Genomic DNA, 22,103 nt, shown 5'->3' with positions numbered 1-22,103 from the left:
GGGGAATAACTTATTCTTTTGTTCATTGGCTAATTCTCTCAAGATAATTAGCCTCCGACAAACCCGGATTGATTCAATGATTTACTGGAGTAATCAGTTACAACAACCTGAGTTCAATAAATGTATTGGTCAATTGTCAAAATTACCCTACTCACATGACAATTTGTTTGACACATTGCTTGGCATAAGTTCGGTTGAAACTCCGACTTATATACCTGATTTGGATATTCTTAAACCCTGCACAATAAAATCATAAGAGAATCAAAATATGCAATTTGACAATATTAATAAACCGGTAGGCATTACCAGGTTAAAGTTAGCACTAAACAACTCTGTTAGCGCTATCAAATGGCTATTAAAGAATGAATCGGCATTTAAACAGGAAATAGTTCTTTTATTTTTTTCAATCACAATAGCAACAATGTGGTCAATTACTTTGTATGAAAGGTTAGCCCTTGTGATCTCGGTTCTTGGGGTGATCTTTGCTGAAATAGTGAATACTGCTATAGAAGCATGTATTGATAGAATAAGTCTGGATATTAATTCCTTATCGGGTTTAGCAAAAGATCTTGGATCAGCGGCAGTGTTTATCGCAATTACGATCTGCATCCTTGTTTGGGCTAGCATTCTGATAAGTAACCTGTACTGAAAATAATACAGCCAATCACTTGATAAACTTAATCACCGTCAAAAAAATCTAAACAACAAATTATTTTCACAAATTAAGCCTTCACTAGAGATATAAAAAGGAAAATGGATAAGATAATATTAAACGTAATCAATACGTTACCAGCTCCATAACCGTGTAATATCAACAGGATAACCATTGCAAACAATTACAAAATCATCCTTTGACACTCAGCATACCGCCCTGATGGCAGGCATTGCACTGGGCTTTTTGTGCAGTGTCTTTTTGCTCGCCGGCGATCAGTACGGTCAGGTTAATATTTTAATTTTATTAGGTCTTTTTGTCGGGGTACCGGTATTGGGCGCACTGCTGTCTGTTTTGCCTCTTACCTTAAAAGAACCACTGGTAATAGAACAGTTAAAAACCCGGTTCGTGTTTCTGCTTGGGAAGTCACCGGTTGGCTTCGATGATAGAGTCAGAAAACTGGTGGTCTTATACCATGGACAGTATGCCGGCGTCGGGCTGGCTGTTGGGAGTATTCTGGCCCTGCTGCTATTGCTGGTTTTTACCGATATGCACTTTGTCTGGCGCAGCACATTGCTGACACCGGAAGTTCTGCTCCCTTTATTAGAATTCATTGCGTTGCCCTGGTATTTTTGGGAGTCGGCACAACCCACAATGGCTTTACTGGCTTCTTCACAAGATTCAAGGTTACTCGTTCATACTGGTGAAGCTATGCCATTTTCTGACTGGTGGCCGTTTATCATGGCCTGCCAGCTTTGTTACGCACTTTTACTCCGGATACTCATGATGGGGTATTTGCGTTTGCGCATTAAAAATGCCGTGGCAAAACCCAACCTCAGGGCTAATGTCGGTCCAACCGAGCAGATACAGGCATCTTCGTCAAAGTGGACGAAAACACTGCCTCCTGAGTTTACTGTCGTTAACTGGGCGGGGTTCTCTGCATCTGTGCTCGAGCAATTGTCGCCCCGGCTGCAACAACAACCGGTTATTAACGCCGGACCGCTGGCAGACGAAACCACTTCACTCTCTAAAGACAACATCAATCTTCTTGTTTTAGTGAAAGCCTGGGAACCGCCCCTTGAGGAGTTAAAAGATTATCTGGACGGTAACGCGGGCTTAATTTGCCCGGTGGAGCTACAAAGTGATGTTATCGCGCCACCAAAGCCGCAACACCTTGATGAGTGGCAGCGATTTGTCGCAACAACGCCTCAGTGGACACTTTATGTCGGAGATTTACACTCATGAGTAACCTATCAATACCGACATTCACCGTCGTTGGGCATCCCAATAAAGGTAAATCCAGTATCGTTGCCACCCTGGCCCAAACCGATCAGGTTGCCATCAGTCAGCGCAGCGGTACCACCGAACACGCGGATCGCTATGAAATCAATATGCCCAGCGGCAAACTGGTATTGGTGGATACGCCAGGGTTTCAAAGACCATTTAAAGCCCTGAAATGGCTGGAAAGTCACGTCAAAGATGCCAGCGACAGGGCCAATACCGTTGCCATGTTCGTCGCATCACCTGAATGCCAGGCGGCATTTCCCGATGAGGTGAGATTACTCACGCCAGTAGTTGCAGGCTCCGCCATCATCTACGTGGTGGACGGCTCAAGACCCTATGGTCCGGAATACGAATTCGAAATGGAAATATTAAGGTGGAGCGGTCAGCCCAGAATGGCGCTGATCAATCCCATCGAAAATGAAATGTACATAGAGCAATGGCAAAACGCACTGGGCCAATACTTTAACTCAGTAAAAGTATTCAACCCTATGACAGCGGAATTTGACAAGCAAAATGCGCTATTCAGAACCTTTGCCCACCTGAATGAAAATTGGCAGGAGCAACTGAATAACATCAGCAACGACCTGCAAACCAGACGACAAAATCAATTACTGCATAGCGCCAGTATTCTGGAGCAATTGTTGCGGGACGTGTGCAGTTACAGCGTGGCACAAAAAGTCTTGTCTAAATCGCAAGCCAACACCCTGGCACTACCACTAAAACTGCAATTTGAGCAATGGATAAAACAGCGTGAGCAGGACGCCTTTAATCAGGTGTTATCGGTATACCAACACCAAAACACCGCACTGTCCGGCGATGAACTAACCTTTCCACCCAATCTGTTTGAGGTGGAACAATGGTATCTTTGGGGTCTGAACAAACAACAATTAATAGCCGCCACAGCACTAACCGGCGCCATGGGTGGCGCCACTTTGGACATAGTCACAGGTGGAAGTTCTTTGATGTTAGGTGCGCTGGGCGGTGGTGCAGTCGGTGCCTTTGGCGCAGCGATATTCCCCAATAAAATCGCCAGTATGAAAATAAAAGGCTTAAAAACCGGCGGATGGAATGCATCCTATGGCCCCATGAAAAACGCCAACTTCCCCTACGTGATCCTTGGCCGCTTTTTATATTTCCACAAACAGGTTTGCAATCTCAACCACGCCAATCGCAGTGCCCTTTCCCTGTCCTCTCAGGATTTTCAGAAGATGGTGAGCAACATGGAAAGCGACCTGAAAAAATCCCTCAACGTGGCTTGCGACAAACTGGTAAAGCAGCGACCACCAAAAGATTTAAGAGCGATTCTGACCCAGGTGATGAAGGCGTTTTAGACGGAAAAACTGGTTTGCGAACTGTCCCGGTGAAAAACGTGCAACGAATTTGTGTTAACTCAACTCAACGGTAGCTTTTTGAGCGTTCTTTTTACCATCTTTCATATCAGTGACCTTGTAGACTGCTCCATTTTTATCGTATGTCGTCCACTCACCAACCTGGAAACCATTATCGAAACTACCTGAACGCATCCTTGTCCCATCTTTCCTATACCACTCCCAGTAGCCGACCGGAGTGTTACCTAACACCTGCCCCTTCGCCCAAAGCGATCCGTCTTTGTGACATTGTATAAATTCTTGTGGTGTTTGTTTACTCATCACTGATTTCGCCAAAAATTAGACTTTCACCTTACCGTCAATTAATACACTCATTGAGCCCGATAGTTATAGAGCCAAGCTATACCAGGCTAATATCAGTCAGTGTATAACCTTAACATAACACCCCTTTTAAATTGGTTAAATAACGCATCACGGTTCTGTTCGAAGTACGTTCATTGACGGTCTTCAAGATTCTGCGAATGAGGCTTATATTGACTCGCGTCAGGGCTAATTGAGGGTTGAAGGTGAACGCCCTTTCGAAAAAGCGCCATCAAATTACTGAGCACGCAATCTGACTCCATCAGCTGATTTTTACTCCTGCATGTTCGGCATTCATAGCAACCTGGTGGCTCAAATAAAACCAGGGCTAATTAGCCCTGGTTGTTGAATTTAAACTTCAGTGAATCTTTATACAACCGATGCCGGTAGTTCACTCACCAGCCAACCGATAACCGTTAAGGCTCCGGCGTACATCAAAATACCGGCGTAGTTGGCCATCAGAGTTAACGCAATCAGCGGGAGTACCAGACTCCAGGCTAACCATTTTCTGGCCTGGACTGGCACCTGAATATCTACCCTGCGTTTAACATCTGATTTTTCAAATAGCTGTCTTCGTCTGGGGTCTGAGTGAGCCAACAACATCACAATCAGAATGGCAAAGATAATAAAAGGCAATGTTTGTATCAGGTGATTCATGACAAGGCCTCCTGTTGGTCCGCCAGCGTCTCTTCCTGAGCCGTATGTTTTTCGTTGCTGGCTTTCGCCCGATATAACCCAAACACGCACCAGGCACCACAAAACAGCATCGTCAGATCAATAAACAACATCGCTATCATGTCGTTTTGTGCCGCTTGCAGCCAGCCCACATCCGAGGTGACATAGCGAAACAGTGGCAACAACAAACAGAACAAACCATTGGCTGCCAGCAGCAAGTTTTTCAGGGCATTCACATTTTTAATCAGCAGTGATACGAGCGTTATAACACCGGCGGCAATAACAAAAGATACCGGCGTCCAGAAACTTTGATTGAGGGCCAAACCGCCACTGATAAAAAAGCCAATAGCGCTGCTAAGGGAGCACAAAGGCAGCCCATAAAAGCCCCAGACACAAAAACGACTAAACCAACGCCAGTCTGTTTCGGATTTTTCATTGCGGTAGGCGTATAACTGCAGGCCGGTCACGGTCACATAACAGGAGGCCACGCCTAAACTGATCCAGATGATTTTTGAAATCAGCCCCGCAAAGGTGCCAAAATGAATGGGATAAATCAGAGACATTATGGCACTGCCCGCAGAGGGTACTGTACCTACCTGAGGTTTGTATTCTTCAAACTCGCCATTGGTGCCGTTGTACACCAACTGTTCAAAACCGACGCCCCCTTCATTGGGCATAAAAAAGGTAAGCAGGCTGGCCGATTCGGTGCCCCAGTGAGACGCCACCACAAAAATAGGCGCAATGGACTCCCGCTGTGCGGAATCCGCCACCATAGTATTAATATTGGCAGACGCTAACGGTGCTTCGCTTTTTTCCTGCTGTTCGCCGACCAGGGTATGCATCATAGCTTCCTGATCACCGCCAAAGGCCACTACCGCCATGGCCGGTAAACCAAAGGCTGTCGCGAAACTGAAGAAGCTACCGGTAAAGGCCAGTAATATCGCAAACGGTATGCTCCAGGTTCCGGCCACAGTATGGGAATCTCGTTTCAGCGCTTTGCCGTCTCGTTGTTTGCGAATAGAGAACATGTCAGTAAACAAGTGACGGTGCATCATAAAACCAGATACCGCCGCAATCAGCATGGCCAGTCCGAGAATACCGGTAAGCAGTAATCCCCAGGGTGGCGGAATATGTAATTCTGTGTGAATTGCCACTAAGAACCGGCTGAGGGCGTTGCTGTCATCCTGTGCGTAGAGTTCGGAACTGAATCCCTCTTGCTGCAACACCACCTCACCTTGCGGATCGACAATGTATTGAATGCCATATTCGTCCATGTCACCGGATGGATTCTGGCGATGGGTATGAAAGAAATACACCAGTTGCTGGCGATGATTTTCATAGATGGAAATCTCTTCATGGTATTCAGCCGGTGTCTGTTCGGTTAACCTTTTTATGGTGCCATCCAGATCACTGCTCAACATCAGATTGATGTGGTGATTGCTGTTAGACCATTCGCCGATTTCGTCTGAAACCACCGCCACAGTGCCGGTAAAGATTACCGCGTATAACAACATCCCCAGCACAATGCCCGACCAGGAATGTAGACTTAAAAGCGCTTTGGCTTTGGAACGAATCTCTGTGTTTTTATCAGTCATTTATGCACCCCAAAATTGCAACGCTAAAACAACGCTGTTCACTAGGAACAGCGCCAGCATAATCCATCCGGCTTTCGCTAACTTGTCGGTCAGATAAGTGTAGAAAAACAACGCCGACCAGATAAGTGGAAACATTACTAATGGCATCACGATGTTATTAACTTTGCCGGCACCCGGTGGGAACCAGGCAGCCATAGCCAACATGACAACCAATGCCACTACCAGCGTCACGGGTCCTGTGAGCCAGAAACGTTTACTGGCAAGGAAGGAATTAGATATAGAACTCAAAGCGTTTTCCTGGTCATTGCAATTGCTCTGGCTGTTGCGTGTTATCCACGACAAACTGAAAGCGATTACATTTGATTGATTAACTTTGCCCTAAGTTTACTAGATTGACGAAAAACTGAAAGTATTAATGAGAAGCATTATTAATTTTAATACGAGGATGTATTAAAACAGTGGTTGGCCTGGGCGTCGTTTGAAATATTCGGCGGGTCTCGCTCCGGAATGAGGTGGAACTTGGCAACTCAAACCGGAGCGAGACATACAGTGCTTAAGGAGACCCGTAAAAACCCTAAACACTGCCTACCGAACGCTTTACAATGTTGGCGATTAATAATCCCAACGCAATGTCAGACTGTAATTGGTCGGGGAACCATAAAAACCCTGATCGGTACGCACAGAGTTGATGTACTGCTCGTCCGTTATGTTTTCAAGGTTTAAAGCCAGTGCGATTTGTTCATTAAACTGATAACGCACGTAGCCACCCAATAGTCCGTAACTGTCCTGTGTTATACGGCCATACGCGGTATCGTTATATATTTCACTTTGCCATCTGACAGAAATACCAGCGTGCAGCTTTTCTTCCCATTGAGGCGAATAATCGGCCAATAGCTTGATGGTTCTGCGCGGAATAAAGGTTCTGGCTTCGTCGCCATTTTCATCATCCATAGTCAGCACGGTAAAACCACCCTGCAACGTCCATTCTTTATTCATCTTTCCGGAGAACTCTAACTCAAAACCATTAGAGTCAACGGTTACACCGCGATACAGGGCGTAGTTAAAGTCATCAGAATAATCGTCATCATCAATACCGTCGCCATCGCCATATTCAATGAATTCATACAAGTTTTCTTGTTCTGTTCTGAATACCGCTAAACTCACCAGGAAGTTATTATCGAAACGCTTCTTAAGGCCCATTTCATAACTGCGCCCTTCTGCCGAACCCAGTGGCTGTAAATCTTCGTTCAGGTAGTACTGAGGTTGATAAATATCACTGTAACTACCGTACAGGTTAAGATCTTCCATCACTTCCCAGGTAAAACCCAGGTATGGGCTGCTGCCGTCTTCTGTGGTAGACGTAGACGCGCCCCATGACTCACCTTCGTTTTCGTAATCAACGAAGCTGGCCCCAACGACTAATTCAAAGGCTTCGGTAACAGCCAGTTGCATAGCACCGTAAAAACGATTGAGGGAAATATCGGTAAATCCGGCTTCATAAGCTGGAGCCCATGCAGGTCTGGCAACTTCAGTGCCATTCCAGCCAGGTAAACCAGGCATCACATCAAAGCCGCTTAACGCGCCAAAGTCCATATCACTGGTTTCTGCGTCAGCTAAACTGACTCCCAGATTAAAAGTGTGCTCCAGTCCCCAGGCCATAAAGCTACCCTGCAGATTGTTATCCCAAATCAGGGTGTCTTCATCAGAGGTAAATTTACCCGGATAACCCAGCATACCTAAGCCTGTGTCAGCATCCAGTCCGGTGTTGTAATAGGTGTAAAATAGTTCAGACTGATCTTCGTATTTAATGTGATTGACTTTACTGGTGTACTGTAAATCGTCGGTGATATACCAGCTCAGTTCGGCAAATGCGGTTTTATTCAGGGTATCCCAATAGGTCCAGTCCATTGCCGTTGTGGTGGCAACAGAAAAATCCGTTTGAGTACCGTCAGCATAAATTAATGGAATGGCGCCCCAGGTTACACCATCGCTGTTGTTGTCCTGATGAGAATAGCCAAAGGTAATTGTTACATCGTCACTTAACTGTCCATCAACAACACCGTAAAAAACAGAGCGGTTGTTTGCATAGTGATCCAGCCAACTTTCTTTGTCTTGGTGTACGACTACAGCACGTGCTGCCCAGCTACCAGATTCAGTCAGTGGCGTTGAAACATCGACAACAGCGCGCACATTTGACCAGCGACCAACAGTCAAATCAATACTGGCCTGAGTATCATTTCCAGGGCGCTTTCTGACATAGTTAACAGTACCGGATGGATTGCCTAAACCGGTAATAAGGCCATTTGAACCACGGATAAATTCCACTTTTTCATACATGGCGGTATCCAGATCGCCAACAAAAATATCGCCAAACGGGATACCAGCACCATCAACATGCATACTGGTGATGTCAAAACCTCTGGCATTGAAATAGGTACGATCAGTTTCGGTGGAATCAACATTGATACCGGTTACATTTTTGAACAGGCTATTGATGTCCGTCAGGTTATAGTCAGCGATGGTCTCGCCTTCCAGGATTGACAACGATTGCGGGGTATCGAAGCTATCCAGACCTAAACCTGTTGCACCTGAGCTAATACGTTGAATTCGGCTTTCTACAATGCGGATGCGTTCAATGCTTTTTTCTGCGTCTGCAGCAGTTTGCGCTTGAGTCGAATCGGTTGTTTGTGCTTGAAGGCTGAATGCCAACATAATTGGCGACAGTGCGAAAAAGTGCTTTTTAGTCATTCGGTTCTCTATAAATTGCGTGTGTTTATGTAAACGCCTACATTATAAATAGAGAAACAAACATTTCAATTGATAATTATTCGTATTTGCGTATTTATTTGCGTTATTTTTGTTTTTACTGTTATTTATCCAATAATTTACAGTCTAAAAAATGCATAGGTGAAAAATACACCCAGGATTAGGACAATCCCCTTTGTGGTCCATATAAAGCGAATTGTATTGAATTGAGAGACAAGTGTAGAAACTAAAAAACCACCTGCCGAAACAGGTGGTTTGATAAATTACATTGAGTGAAGGTTAATCCAGATATTCAATGCGCAGATTGTCCAGTACCACGGTACCGCCACTTTCTGTGCGCAGCTGAATAAAGGAGTTTGCGGTTGCCACCGGTCCTTCTACGGTTAAGGTTCCCAAACTTAATTCGGTAATTAGCGTCTGGTAGAATTTAGAACCGCCGCCCAGATGAGACTTACTGCTGCTACTGGTGTTGTTGTCCACATAGATCTGGAAGTTGTTGTCGGCATCCGGATCTGAAGTACTAACGACATCCACCACTATTCGATACGGCTGACTTAAATCAAAGACACCACTTACTGACGTGTCATCAGCAGACGTGTCTGTACCCGGATTGCTTTCGCCCAGGGTAAAGCGCGCACTGGTGAGCGATATCTCGCCATTTTCCAGTACTATGCCGCTGCCGCCGCCGGTAACGTTGTACAGTGGTGCACTGCTGTCTTCCGGTAATGCTTTATAGTCGGCGCTGAAAAAGCTGTCTTTATCTGCCGCACTAAAGTCTTCAGCAAACGGCAGGCTAACGTCAGTCGCTTCACCGTTGCCTTCACCTTCACCCCCGCCCTGCTCTATTGCCGGAATTTCCAGGCCAGACTGGTCGATTTTACCAACACCGGCATTGTTAATTACCTTGTTCTTCACCACATCAGCTGGGTCCAACTGGTAATCGTAAGGCACTTCATAACTACTGGTTGGTTCGGCATCAGGTCCGGCACTCACGTCTCCGTCAGCCGGAGTTGACCAGACAACACCATCACCAAACAGGTTGCCAGAAGTATTCCAGTAACCAATTTGCTCAGAATAAAAGGATACGATGGGGTTTTTGGTATTTTCAAATACGTTATTTTGTATCTGTAATTCCGCTCCCATGCGCGAGTTCATACCGGATGAAGAGATGTTGTTATAGTAGTTGTTGTACAAATGACCATAACCAAATCTGAACAGTGGTAAACGCGACTCGATATTCTCGAAGCGATTGTGATGGAAGGAAATAAAACGCTCAGTGTTACTGGTATCGTTATCCGTATGACCGTGCAAGGAACCTTTCCAGTGATCGTGCAGGTAGTTGTAAGAAATGGTGATATAGCGCGCACCTGATTTGCTGTCGATCAGACCATCGTAATAGTCCTTGTCAACATCCAGGGTGCTGTATAACTCGTTGTGATCAATCCAGATACGACTGGTGGTGGAGCCATCGTCATCGCCTTCAATGGAAATGGCATCTTTGCCGCCTGTCAACACATGATGAATTTTCAGGTTCTGAATAATGATGTTGTTGGCACGACGGATGGAAATGCCAATACCATCAAACTCACCTCTGTCAGCCACACCGATAATTGAAACGTTGTCCATATCTTTGATTTCGATAGAACGTCCCGAGCCGCCGCTGTTGGCGTCAGTAATCGTGCCATCTACATAGATCGTCACCGGTACATTGGCGGCACTGGCAGTATCCAGCGCATTGATTAAAGACAGGCCGTTATCTACGGTAACCACAGTGCCACCGGCACCACCTGTTACCTCGAAGTTATAACCTGCGAAGCCCAGGTCTGTCAGGTCTTCTTCAATCGTTGGGGCTTCCACCGCAGAAGGTGTCCAGCCTGCGCCGCTGTCGTAACCGGCAAATACCGCAGCCCGGGTGCTAAAGGCAACCGCTTCGTCCTGAGTCAGCATGTAGCCACCAGCTCGGGCAGAGAGATCCAGTGGGTTACCCTCTAAATCCATACTGCCATACTCACGCCAGCCGGCATTAGCAGTGGCAGGGTCCGGATTCGGTGCTGGTTGACCATTAATACCATTGTAGGCCCAGCCCACGCCCGCAATGTGTGGCCCGAACTTATTGTTGATCAGGGTCACGTTATCAAAGTAGTTGCTGTTACCGCCACTGCGCGCGATGTAAGTAGAATCATCTAACACCAGGTTACCTAATGGACCAGGGCCAGAGGTAAATTCACTGTTCAGGAACACAAACCCCGGATCATCGGCATTTTGAACACGAGCCTGCAATACATAGCCACCAGGGCTATCTTCATCGGCACCGTATTTAGAATCACCAATGCTACGGATCTCACTTTCTTCAAATAAGGCGGCTGTGACATAACCCCAGATAAAGTCCACATTACCTGCCACCAATGAGTTGTAGAACCAGGCGTAACCTTTTAACAGTAGCGTATCTTGCTCACTGTAGAAGTTCATGTTGTTGGCTGTCAGACGACCAGTACTATTGAAATATATGGTTTCCGCCTGATTAGAGTTGACGTTATCCCGAATATGACTGTTTTTCAGGGTAAAGTTGTTGAGCAACAGATTGTCGGCACCTTCCACTAAGAAGACGCTACGGCCTCCTCCAGGCGTGCCAGTGCTTAGAGGCTCGCTGCCACCTGTGCCGCCATTAAAGGACTCATAGTTGTCGTAATACACCAGGCTGGCTGCGCGATCTTCCCCCTGAATGGTGAGATTGTTTTTGTTGCGCAGGTACAGAAGTTCGTTGTATTGACCGGATTTAATGGTAATGGTGGCAGCGTCATCTCTGCCCACATGTTGCATAACGTAGTTCAGTGCACCCTGTACGGTTCTGAAGTCTGCGTTACCGTCATCATCCACGGTAATATCAGTACCGGCAGGGGCGATTTCTTTGGTGCTGAATTGCCAACCCGCATTGGCGCCCAGACCGGTAAAATCGGCACCGTTTAAGGTGGTGCCGGTAACCACACCTTCACCGATAGCCACATAATAATCACTGTTGTAATCCAGTGCAGCTGTGTGCAGTTTAACGGTTAAGGTGTTGCCGCTTATCGTCAGCGGACGATAGTTAACGCGGCGCACGCGATCCTGGCCCTGATAACCGATGTTATCAATTTCGCCGCCAAGAGAAATCACATCAACAATACTGTTGTCACTGGCAGCATACACTCTGACCTCGCCTACCTCACCCAGAGTGGGTGGGCTGTCGAAGGTGATGCTCAGGCTGGTATCAATATACGCGTTTTGCGTGTTGATCACCGGGGATACGCGGCTGCTGATATCACCATATTCAGAAACCGGCATAACAAAGCCTTCTTCGACGCTGACGTCAATAGTTTTACGCAAACTATCGTCAGAACCACTGACAAAGGTCACTGTAGCCGTACCAGCGCCAACCGGCGTCAAAATAACATTGCTGGCGTCAACGGTAACACTGACTACGGCACTGTCAGATGAGGTTGCGCTAAAGCTGTCTTCGGTGACACCGTCATTTTGCACCGCAGTTACATAAACATACAGAGGGTCACTGGTGGTGGTGGTTTGCCATTCTGGTGATTTGTAGTCCAGCGTCAGCTGAACCGGCTTAACGGTGGGGTCGCCAACTTTGATATCGTCGATTTCAAAGGAGCGGTTGTTGGTAAACATACCAATCAAGCCTTTCGCCGTGTAACTGCTGTCAGCCACAGAGCCCATTTCTTCGCCGTCTAAATACACGGTTAACAGATCACCTTGCAGGTCAAAACGAACGCGATACCACACACCGTCAGTGCCATCCTGTGTACCCAGGATAAGCGGCGTAGATGCCTGCACCGGTCTGCTGATGGAGCCATCAGTGCTGATGGCCACTTCAGCGCGGGTACTGCTAGTAGAATTCTGCAGATTTAAACCGCCACCGTACCAGTTACCTTCGCTGTCGTAGCGTCCTAACAGATACAGTTGTTTGTTCGCCGTGGTGCTATTTTGTCTGGGACGAATGCGCGCTTCGATAAAATAATCAGCGGTATCCGGTATGGATGCCATCGCAGCGTCCGTCAGGCGGATAATTTCACCACCGGCACTGCCTGCGGTATAGCGCAACACGGTATTGCTGTCGTCTTCGACTGTATCCCATTGGCCCACTGCACCATCAGTGTTATCAGCAGTGGCTAACAGTTCCCAGTTAGACAAATCACCCTGAGCAAAATCATCACAGAAATACAGCGATGGTTCATCTTCACAGGAAAAGATCGACGGACCAGTTTCCAGCGGTTCATACTCAATGGCCAGGTTATCAATCACGACCGTGCCGCCACTTTCCGTGCGCAGTTGCAGGAAAGATGAAGCCGTAGCTTCCAGGCCTTCAATCACGATTCTTTCGCCCACTGGCATCTCATTGATCAGGATCTGATAGAACTTAGACGCAGAGCCGTGAATGGATTTACCACTGCTGCTGGTATTGTTGTCCACATACAGTTGGAAATGATTGTCGCCATCCGGGTCGTCAGCGCTGATCAAGTCAAAGCTCACCTTGTACGGACGACTCAGGTCATAGATACCGGTTGTGCTGGTATCGTCTGCAGACGTTTCGGTGTCTGGGGTGCGATTCCCCCAACTGAATCTGGCGCTGCTGATACTCAGTTGCCCGTCTGTAATGGTTAAACCACTACCACCGCCAGTGACAGAGTAAAGTGCGGTACTGACATCATCCGGAATAGACTTGTATTCAGGTGTGAAGAATAACTCGGTAGAAGTTTCAAAATCTTCATCCGCCAGAGTCAACGCATCAATATATTCAATGCGCAGATTATTGATAATCACCACACCACCGCTTTCAGTGCGCAACTGCAAGAAGGAGTTTTGGGTTGCCAATAAGCCTTCCACTTCCAGCGTAGTGCCCGGCTCCAGCGTATTGATCAGCTCGCTATAAAATTTGGAGGCGCTGCCGTGAATAGACTTGCCGCTGCTGCTGGTGTTGTTATCTACATAAATCTGGAAGTTATTGTTTCCTTCCGGATCGCTGACATAAACAATATCCATCACCACTTTGTAAGGGCGACTTAGATCCAGTACTCCCGAAGTGGTTTGATCTTCTGCACTGGTTTCCACATCCGGAGTACTGTTACCTATGGTAAAACGTCCGGAGTCGATCTGTAATCCATCTTCCACCACTGTCACTGAGCCGCCAGTGCGGGTGTACATAGGTAAGGTTTCACCCTGTGCGTTGGTGAGAGAATCGAATTCCTCAGAGAAGATATCCGCAGTTACGCCCACAAAATCGTAGTTCAGCGGTAAATTGCTGTTTGGAATTTCCGGTTGCTCTGGTTCCGTGGGTTCTTCCGGCTCTTCAGGTTCTTCCGGGATTTCGACATCCACTGAATCTGCAACCGTTTCAATCTTCAGGTTATCAATGGTAATGCGACCACTGCTGTCGGTACGCAGTTGGAAGAAAGAATTAGTAATGCTGGTATCTAAAATCCGGGCATCAGGATCATCAGCCGGTAAGCCGGAAACATCGCTGCCAGGTTCATAGGTATACACGAATCGCTGGCCCTGAGGCAGATTTTCATCATTGATACTCAGGCCATAGAACTTGGATGCGTCACCATGTACTGAATTGCCCTGACTGGTGGTGTTGTTGTCAACATACATGTTGAAGCTGCCGCCACCGTTATGGGAAATCACGTCAAAACTGATGGTAAAACCCTGGCTGATATTATAAATACCTGTGCCAAAAGTATCTGAACCACTGGTAGACTGACCGGGATCTGCAGCGGCGTTACCAATGGTAAAGCGTGCGCCTTCCAGAGTTAACTGCCCCAACTCGGCATCCAGTAACGGGCTACCGCCGGTTTTAAAATACAATGGCCCACTGTTGGGATCATCACTCAGGCGTTTGTAACCAGAAGAGAAAAATGTGGTGGTATCTGTATCAAACTCTTCCAGTAATGCCGGTTCTACCGAGTTCGCCAGTTCTTCCAACGCTGCCAGTTCAATTTCTGCCTGTTCCTGAGACACCACCAGCAGATTGTCTTTCGCATCATCGGCGGCATCACAAGCGGCGACTAAGGACGTTAGCGCGCCAGCGCTATCGTCTTCAAAACACAGGCTATAAACCTGATTCACCGTATTAAAGGAGCGCGAAATCAGATAAACAGTTTCATCAGCTGCGGTGAGTGCCAGGGCTCTGCGGCCAAAGTCAAAATTGTACTCTCCCGCTACATCGGCCTCATCTGAGCTGTAGATAAAGCTGCCACTCAGTCCATCATCACCAGATGGCGTGAAGGTAATGGATGCCAGTACGGGTGTATTGCCATCCAGAAATGCATGAAATAAGGTGCCGGAAATCACATCCGCATTAAAGGCATTGGTCAGCAATGTGCCGTATTCAGTTTCCAGGTATTCTACGAAATGCAATATTGCCGCATCATAATCGACCAGGGTATCGCTACCACCACCGGCAGCCGGCAACCAGGCTTCCACGTCTGCGGCAAATTCGTCTGCCGGACGATTAAAGAAATCGGCCACGGTTTGACCATCCTGCAACAGCATTTGCGCGGCATCGGCAGCACTGTCGCTGATGCTGATACCATTGCTCGGATCACCGTCGGTATCCAGCGCCTGCAACAACCGCAAGGTATTAACCACAGGTTGATTGAACACGTTATCCGTGCCGAACATATCCAGTGGGGTTAATACTGCGGACGCAGGTACACCGGGAAAGCTTAACTCCCCGATTGAAAAGGTAATAAAGTCACCTCTAAAATAGGAAAACTCACCATTTGCGGTGGTGCTTCCATTTTGAAATGACTCAGAGTTATAGCTAAGTCCCTGAACCGGACTATCTACGAACACACCGGTCAAAGCGGGAGCCGGTGCTTCTTTTACATTAATGGTTTCGTCATAACCACAGCTGGTTGCTATCAAACCACCTGCGATCAGGACTGCATTGCGGAGTTTCATGTCTTCTCCTTAAAAAGGTTTTGCGTGAATTCCGGAGTGCGCTGCATGAGGCCACACTCCGTTTTTACTTAATTCTGTACTCAACAGAATTGCCCAAATGCATTAATAAAACTTGATAGTGGTACCCAACTGAAACGAGCGACCATACACTTCTTTCTGATACAGGATGTTGCCACCGCTGTATTGATTGCCTTCAAAGTAACGTAAATCTTCAGATTCAGTGATGTTGATGGCATCAAAATAGATTTGAATATTGCTGGTCAGATCGTACTTCAGCTTGATGTCCAGATTGGTGTAGCCGTCCTGATATTGGTCAGCCCAAACTTTACATTGTTTGGCATTGGATACATCCACACTGGCCGGGCAGGAACCAATCTGCTCTAACACTTCAGAGCGGTAGTTACCAATCACACGGGCAGAGAAGACTTCATTTTCCCAGCCTAAAGTCAGGTTAAAAGTGGTATCAGCCTGGTCAGGCAACGCCACTTTGGTTTGTCGGATTGAGCTGTCCAGCGTCGCTTCACTGTCCAGGAAGGTAGCGTTGGATTGCACGAAAAAGCCATTTTCGAAATACTGGTTATAGCTCAGCTCTAAACCAAAAACCGTGGCCTTATCACCGTTCAGAGTAATATTGATTTGGTTCAGAACCAGATCCTGAGGAATAACAAATTCAGTGATTTGATTTACCGGTAAGGTCAGTGGCAGATCTGCAATTGACGCCGTCAGGCCATTCACATCAACGATAAAATTATCGATATCTTTGTAGAAAATCGCTGCTTCCATAAACAGGTTTTCACTGGGATACCAACCGATTGAAGCATCGTAGTTAATGGATGTCATGGCTGTCAGGTTAGGGTTACCCACATCAAGGCCATTGTCTGGTCCCAGAATGTAATCCTGCAATTGCTGTACATTGGCACTGCCCTGATCATCGTCACAATTATCACTATTGGGCGGACACAACTGAATATCACTGTCAAACGTGGCAAAGCCCCGCGCCTGTTTAAAGGACGGCCGGGTAAAGCTGGTCCAGGCGGCGGCTCTTACCAAAATATCGGCTGTAGGCTCATAGCGCAGATGGGCACTGGGGAAGAATTCACTGTATTTAATGGAGGATTCCGGCATGGGAATGGCGATATCCAGACTGCCCTGCCCGGCTCCGTTAAACTCAAAGTCATCATTTTCCAGCGACAGGTAACCGGTGGATGAGAACTCCGTCTCCACCCAGCGAACACCGGTGATCAGCGTGGCGTCTTCACCGATAGGCGTTTCCAGCATCGCATACAATGCTTTGGTGTCTTCGGTGATGGTGTAATCTTGTTTGGTACTCTCTACCGACGTCTCATCATTGGTAGCGCCGGAAATGGTTTGACGAGTAACATTGACAATATCATCCACGGTTTGAGTACTTTCAAACGGATACTGGAAGGCAGAGCCACCCGGGATAGTACTGGCGTAATCCGCGAGACTGGAATTCACCGCGTCAATACAGGCCTGATCACCATTACAATCGTCTGCAGACGGATCAAAGCTCCAGCGATCTTTGTCGCGAATGTGATCCCGCTGGGTCACCAAGCCACCGAATTTAAAGTAATTGATATAATCGTTAAATACGTCTTTTTGCAAATTGAGCTGGTAGGTTTTCAAATCATCTGTACGCACTCCACCTTCCAAAAAGAGGTTATCAAATGCCCAGTTGGACAAATCACTGGCATCGCCGCTACCGGATGTGCCGAACATGCCTTCTTCATAGGTCAAACCGGCCATTTGGGCCGCCTGCTCTGGGGTTAATACCTGGGCGTTGATGTTGTCTCTCAGACCCTGACCATACACTATCAGGTCGCGCTCGCGAAACTGCACCCGACGATCACCACGGGAGTCTTCTTCGGATTTGGAATTGGCAAATTCGTAATCCAATGTCCAGTCATCGCCAAATTTGTTGCTGCCACCAATACTAAAGGTCTGGCTCTCGTTACTGCTTTCCTGAATAAAGTGCTGATGAAATACATCAATATCACTCAGGATAAACTCTTTACTCTGGTCATCCACGTACAGGATTTCACCGCTACCAACAGAACCAGCATCCTGAAAATCGTAAAATTCACGTAATGCTAAGTCACCATCATCAAACTGGGTGTGGGTGCCTTTGATGTAATAATAATCGGTGTCGGTGGGTTTAAACTCTAAATTCAAAGAGGCCGCTTTGCGGGTACGGTCGGCTATTTCCCGGCGCACTTCCAACTGCGATGGTCCCAGAATTTCCGGGCCGTTTATCTCGTCATCAGCCAGACCAAAATCCGCCTGATAATATTTCATTTCGTTGGTGCTGTGATGACGGGTTTCATCCACCTGGGTCTGTCGATCTTCATAGGAAATTGCATAGCCAATCCCGATTTTTTCATCCATAAACAGTTGTGTACCGTCCAGGCTGAATTTCGGTGAATGTTCGCCACGCAAATCGGAATAGGAATCCTGAAGGCGCATCTTTAAGTTGTTTTTACCTCTGTCAAAGGCTGAAATCGCTTTAACATTGACCGTACCACCGATTGAGTTCAGGTTCTGATCCGGGGTCAGGGTTTTTAATACTTCGATTGTTCCCAGCAGGTCAGCCGGCAAGGCATCTAAGCCCACTTTTCGATCATCGCCAACACCTGACATTTCGGCGCCGTTCATATTGACCGAAACAAATCCGGGTCCAAGACCACGCACGGTTACAAACTTGCCTTCCCCTTCGCTGCGTTGCAAGGTTACACCCGGCAAACGACGCAGAGATTCAGCGACGTTCTGGTCGACAAAATTACCTAAGTCATCTGTAGAAATTATGGAGCTAAAACCCTTTTTAAGACGTTCCAGGTCACGGGCTTTTAAATCGGCCTCTTTTACCCCTTTGACCTGAATAACCTCCAGGTCCTGTTCGGCTTCACTGACCGCCGCGGTTTCCTGTTGGGTGGGTTGCTCGTCCTCGTTGCCGGCCTGCTGTGCCACCGTCGGCATCGCCACCATTAATGCAACCAGGACTGTATTCAACTTAAAGCGTTTCATGTGGAATTTCTCCAGTCTCTTTGTTTTGATTCCTAAAAAACAGCAAGCCCAACATCCCGCAAACAACCAAACTGAGACAAAGGCAAAACTGTATGTAGCGTTTATTTAGAGTTATAAAAATATCAATTGCCACCGGTGGCAAATTTAGTAACAAAAAAGCCATTTGTCAACCAATTGTTAATAGTAAATGCGAATTTGTTAAAAACTTTTGAACTCAGAAAAAATCACAAAAAGGCAGACAAATGAAGCCATTTCCTGCGAATAAGACAGGAAATGACGGGAAATGAATTTTTGATACGGACCCCAAAAGTCCGCTTAGAAAGGAATTAAAAGGCGCCTATTTCATCTAACCAGAGTGGAATATTTTCCATAGACGGTAAGGCGTCATCGCTACCGTCTGTGGCATATTCCGACCGGTAATGTTGCCAACTGGCAATTACCTGCAGTTCGGTATCGATAATGCCGTTACCGCCCCCCACTTGTCGGGTGTTAATCTGCTGTAACAAACGCTGATCCACCGAATCCATAAATTTGCCTTTTCTGTTGCGATTGGCCCCTATTTCAGCTTGTTCGATTAAACGTTGATAGCTTTGTTCGGCGGTTTCAACTGGCATAACAAAAAATGCCGGCATAAACCAAAAAGGCTCCGTCACCAAACTTTGCCGGAATATGGCCTGACGCTGATCTGCGCTCAATTTTTTGGCATTTTTTATTTCAATGCCCAGCCTGTTGTTGCCGCTTTTCTGCGCTTCCCCGTGCATAACATTGCCATGGATAAAGGCTTGCGTCAGACTGTCACCTTCTCCCCACAGTTGGAAGAATCGCTTTGGTTTACTGGCAGGTCCTGGTAAATAATAGTTGTTTACCAGGTTAAAACGCCCGGCTTCACCGCCGTAGCCACTTTGGCTACCCCAGTTGTAAAACACGTTATTGCGCACATCGGTCAGCTCCTCTGTTTGGGCATAAGGAGCACCCAGCCGATAACCATTAATACGCGGGTTGCGGCTGTGGTGATGCGCCATTAAATTATGCACAAAACTGGCACGACTGCCGCCCCAGATCCCGCCATAGCCGTGTTCGCCTTTAGCGTGACCGGCGTTATTCAGGCTCTCCGAAATAATACTGTATTGCAGGGTAAAATTTTGATTGTTGTAAAAGGAGGCCACTTCATCATTGGCCCAACTCAACGAGCAATGATCGATGATAATATCGCGATGACGTCGGGCCGTCAGGGCATCCCCCTGCGACTGTGCACTTCCGGGTCGAAAGCGAAGATAACGTATTATGACCTGATTGGCTTTGATTTCTGTTTCAGCTCCACTGATCACAATTCCACCAGGTGAAGATTGCCCGGCGAGTGTGATGTAATCGTGTTTGATCACGAGTGGCGCTTGCAGTTGAATTACGCCGGACACCGAAAATACCACGATTCGGGGTTCATTCTGAGTCACAGCATAACGCAAACTACCAGGCTCCGGTGAGTCAGGGTTATCGCTAAGGGTATTTACCACAATCACCTTACCACCGCGCCCGCCCTGCGTGTATTTACCAAAACCTTCAGCCTCAGGAAAAGCCAAAGGCGGTAATGTATCAGCCAGCAAAGAGGGTACCGCCAGATAACACAAGCAAGTCAGACAGATGACTCTCCAAAGTGACCTTATTGTCCAATCCCGAGTAAGTAACACTCGCAGATGATCTCTTACAATTGACGCTTTTCTCATGACAGGGTTATCCGGCTTTTATTTAACGTGGTTTATGCCGCTTTTTTATTCGCAGCGATACAAGACTCTGTGATTTTTGCAAATTCACGAGCGCTCACCCATTCCTTTTTCGCAATCCAGGTGCCTCCAACCGCAAAGCAATTGTCTAATTGCAAGTAGTCCATTTTATTGGCTTCACTCACCCCACCTGTGGGACAAAAAGCCAGATCAGGAAAAATACTGCCAAGCGCTTTGATAAATTGATAGCCGCCAGACAGGTTAGCCGGGAACAACTTAAGTTCTTTAAAGCCGTGTTCACGGGCCATTAAAATATCACCGGTGTTAGACACACCTGGCAATACAGGTACCTCAACGGCAGCCAGCTTTTTCAAAAAGTCAGGTGAAATTGCCGGGGTAACGATAAAGTCAGAACCCGCCTCAATAGCTGCGTTCAGACTTTGCTCGTCCACCACGGTGCCCGCGCCGACGATCAGATCCGGTAACTGCTGCTTGATAGCCTCTAATACCTGCAACGACGCCGGGGTTCTCAATACAACTTCCACTAACCGGATATTAGCCTGTTGCATGGCAGCGGCTATGGCCAGTCCGTCATCCACTGAGTCAGCCTGAATAATAGGTAACAAGCATTGATCCTGCATAAGAGTTTTAAATGATTTCATTATTTATCGCCAAAGTAGAAAAGTGTTAAAAAGTGGAAATATGACCTGTGTCTGATATCTCAGTCAGGTGGTTGCGAAGCGTTTGTAGTTCTTCGCTGGGAAGCCAGGTATTGTCAAAGACCCAGGCCTCTAAAGAGGGATATTGCGCCGGAACCCAGTCAGTTAAGCGCAGATTGTCATTGGCCCATTCAAGTTCCTGAGGAAAGCTGTTGCCGCTAAAAAAGTAGCGATCTCCGTACAAGTTTGGGCGTTCGCGATCAGGGTCCTGAGGGTAGCGCTTTTTAAACAAGGGCTTATCTGCCATGCGCTCACTGAAGGTAGAATTTAACAGGAAAAATTGCGCATCATAATGACGACGCCCCAACCAGAACCCCTGAACACCGTCAAACTGGCTGTCGCTGACCACCAACTTATAATCCGGGTCCAGTTCACCGTCATGCCAAAGTGTGGCGGTTTGAGCGTGATTAAAAAATTCTGAGCGTTCAATCAGCGCGGTGCCTCTGGGGCATACCATGTCGGTGTAACCTGAAAAGTAACAATCGGCGTGATAATAGCGTCCGTCTTTGTTCCACAAACTCAGCGTATCATCACCATCAGCAATCAATCGGCAGTTCTTCAGGATAATGCGATCGCTATTGGCAAACCCTCTGACGGCAAACTGATGTTCCGAAGTATTGTGCTGACGGCCATAGTCGTTTTCCACGGTCAGGTTAATCAGACTGATATCCGAACCGTTGATGTTCACCACCGCCGCGCCCCAGTCATTGTCATGATTGCTGCGCCAGTGCTTTCTCAGAATGCTCTGTTTAATGATGGTTTTTTGCGCCGATACGCCAATAATGGCCAGCTGATTGCGACTGATAAACAGCTTTTCCTGATACAGCCCTTCGTCCACTAATATAATCGCCCGCTGATAGACACTACTGGCATTAATGGCAGACTGAATGGTTTGATAAGGGGCAGATTTCCCTACCCGCAAAACACCAATATCGGTATCCAATGCCAGACTCTGAAAGCTCAGAATACAAAACAACAGAAGTGCTAACCTTCTCATCTTGCTCATC

At 47.1% G+C, this 22,103-nt stretch carries 13 protein-coding genes; 3 read left to right on the top strand and 10 right to left on the bottom strand.

Going from position 1 to position 22,103, the window contains the following annotated elements; all coding sequences use genetic code 11:
* The first annotated feature begins 268 nt into the window (after positions 1–268).
* The 3 genes from AC0J20_RS17540 to AC0J20_RS17530 all read left to right on the top strand — a co-directional run bounded on the left by AC0J20_RS17540 (position 269) and on the right by AC0J20_RS17530 (position 3,267).
* Entirely contained in the window at positions 269–649 is a 381-nt protein-coding gene (locus AC0J20_RS17540; RefSeq protein WP_229527892.1) for a diacylglycerol kinase, read from the top strand.
* 177 nt (positions 650–826) lie between these two features.
* Positions 827–1,897 (top strand): DUF2868 domain-containing protein, encoded by a 1,071-nt coding sequence (locus AC0J20_RS17535; protein ID WP_473022707.1) that lies wholly within the window; start codon positions 827–829, stop codon positions 1,895–1,897.
* Positions 1,894–3,267 (top strand): GTPase/DUF3482 domain-containing protein, encoded by a 1,374-nt coding sequence (locus AC0J20_RS17530; protein WP_473022706.1) that lies wholly within the window; start codon positions 1,894–1,896, stop codon positions 3,265–3,267. The genes AC0J20_RS17535 and AC0J20_RS17530 overlap by 4 nt, the downstream gene beginning before the upstream one ends.
* A gap of 54 nt (positions 3,268–3,321) precedes the next feature.
* Here the strand turns inward: AC0J20_RS17530 and AC0J20_RS17525 are convergent, their stop codons facing one another.
* From AC0J20_RS17525 to AC0J20_RS17480, 10 genes are all read right to left on the bottom strand, one after another.
* Complete coding sequence (locus AC0J20_RS17525; RefSeq protein ID WP_473022705.1) at positions 3,322–3,585, bottom strand: toxin-antitoxin system YwqK family antitoxin; 264 nt, start codon at positions 3,583–3,585, stop codon at positions 3,322–3,324.
* A gap of 408 nt (positions 3,586–3,993) precedes the next feature.
* Positions 3,994–4,281, bottom strand: a complete 288-nt coding sequence (locus AC0J20_RS17520) for a hypothetical protein (protein ID WP_473022704.1) — start codon at positions 4,279–4,281, stop codon at positions 3,994–3,996.
* Positions 4,278–5,894, bottom strand: coding sequence for a PepSY-associated TM helix domain-containing protein (locus AC0J20_RS17515; protein ID WP_473022703.1), 1,617 nt, complete (start codon positions 5,892–5,894; stop codon positions 4,278–4,280). Before AC0J20_RS17515 ends, AC0J20_RS17520 begins: the two co-directional genes overlap by 4 nt.
* The gene (locus AC0J20_RS17510; RefSeq protein WP_229527898.1) at positions 5,895–6,182 is read right to left on the bottom strand and encodes a hypothetical protein; all 288 of its coding nucleotides are present in this window, start codon (positions 6,180–6,182) and stop codon (positions 5,895–5,897) included. It lies immediately after the preceding gene.
* Positions 6,183–6,506: 324 nt separating this feature from the next.
* Entirely contained in the window at positions 6,507–8,642 is a 2,136-nt protein-coding gene (locus AC0J20_RS17505; protein WP_473022702.1) for a TonB-dependent siderophore receptor, read from the bottom strand.
* A 297-nt stretch (positions 8,643–8,939) separates the two neighbouring features.
* Positions 8,940–15,617, bottom strand: a complete 6,678-nt coding sequence (locus tag AC0J20_RS17500) for a pectinesterase family protein (protein ID WP_473022701.1) — start codon at positions 15,615–15,617, stop codon at positions 8,940–8,942.
* Positions 15,618–15,719: 102 nt separating this feature from the next.
* Positions 15,720–18,659, bottom strand: a complete 2,940-nt coding sequence (locus AC0J20_RS17495) for a TonB-dependent receptor (RefSeq protein ID WP_473022700.1) — start codon at positions 18,657–18,659, stop codon at positions 15,720–15,722.
* Between the two features lie 326 nt (positions 18,660–18,985).
* Positions 18,986–20,260 carry a pectate lyase family protein gene (locus AC0J20_RS17490; RefSeq protein ID WP_473022699.1) on the bottom strand — a complete coding sequence of 425 codons (1,275 nt, stop codon included), beginning with the start codon at positions 20,258–20,260 and terminating at the stop codon, positions 18,986–18,988.
* A gap of 152 nt (positions 20,261–20,412) precedes the next feature.
* Positions 20,413–21,039, bottom strand: a complete 627-nt coding sequence (gene eda / locus AC0J20_RS17485) for a bifunctional 4-hydroxy-2-oxoglutarate aldolase/2-dehydro-3-deoxy-phosphogluconate aldolase (RefSeq protein WP_473022698.1) — start codon at positions 21,037–21,039, stop codon at positions 20,413–20,415.
* A 25-nt stretch (positions 21,040–21,064) separates the two neighbouring features.
* On the bottom strand, positions 21,065–22,093 hold the full coding sequence (locus AC0J20_RS17480; protein ID WP_229527904.1) for a pectinesterase family protein: 1,029 nt from the start codon (positions 22,091–22,093) through the stop codon (positions 21,065–21,067).
* Between the last annotated feature and the right edge of the window lie 10 nt (positions 22,094–22,103).

The sequence above is a fragment of the Planctobacterium sp. R6 genome (assembly GCF_055755215.1).
This window is presented reverse-complemented; position numbering and strand designations above follow the sequence as displayed.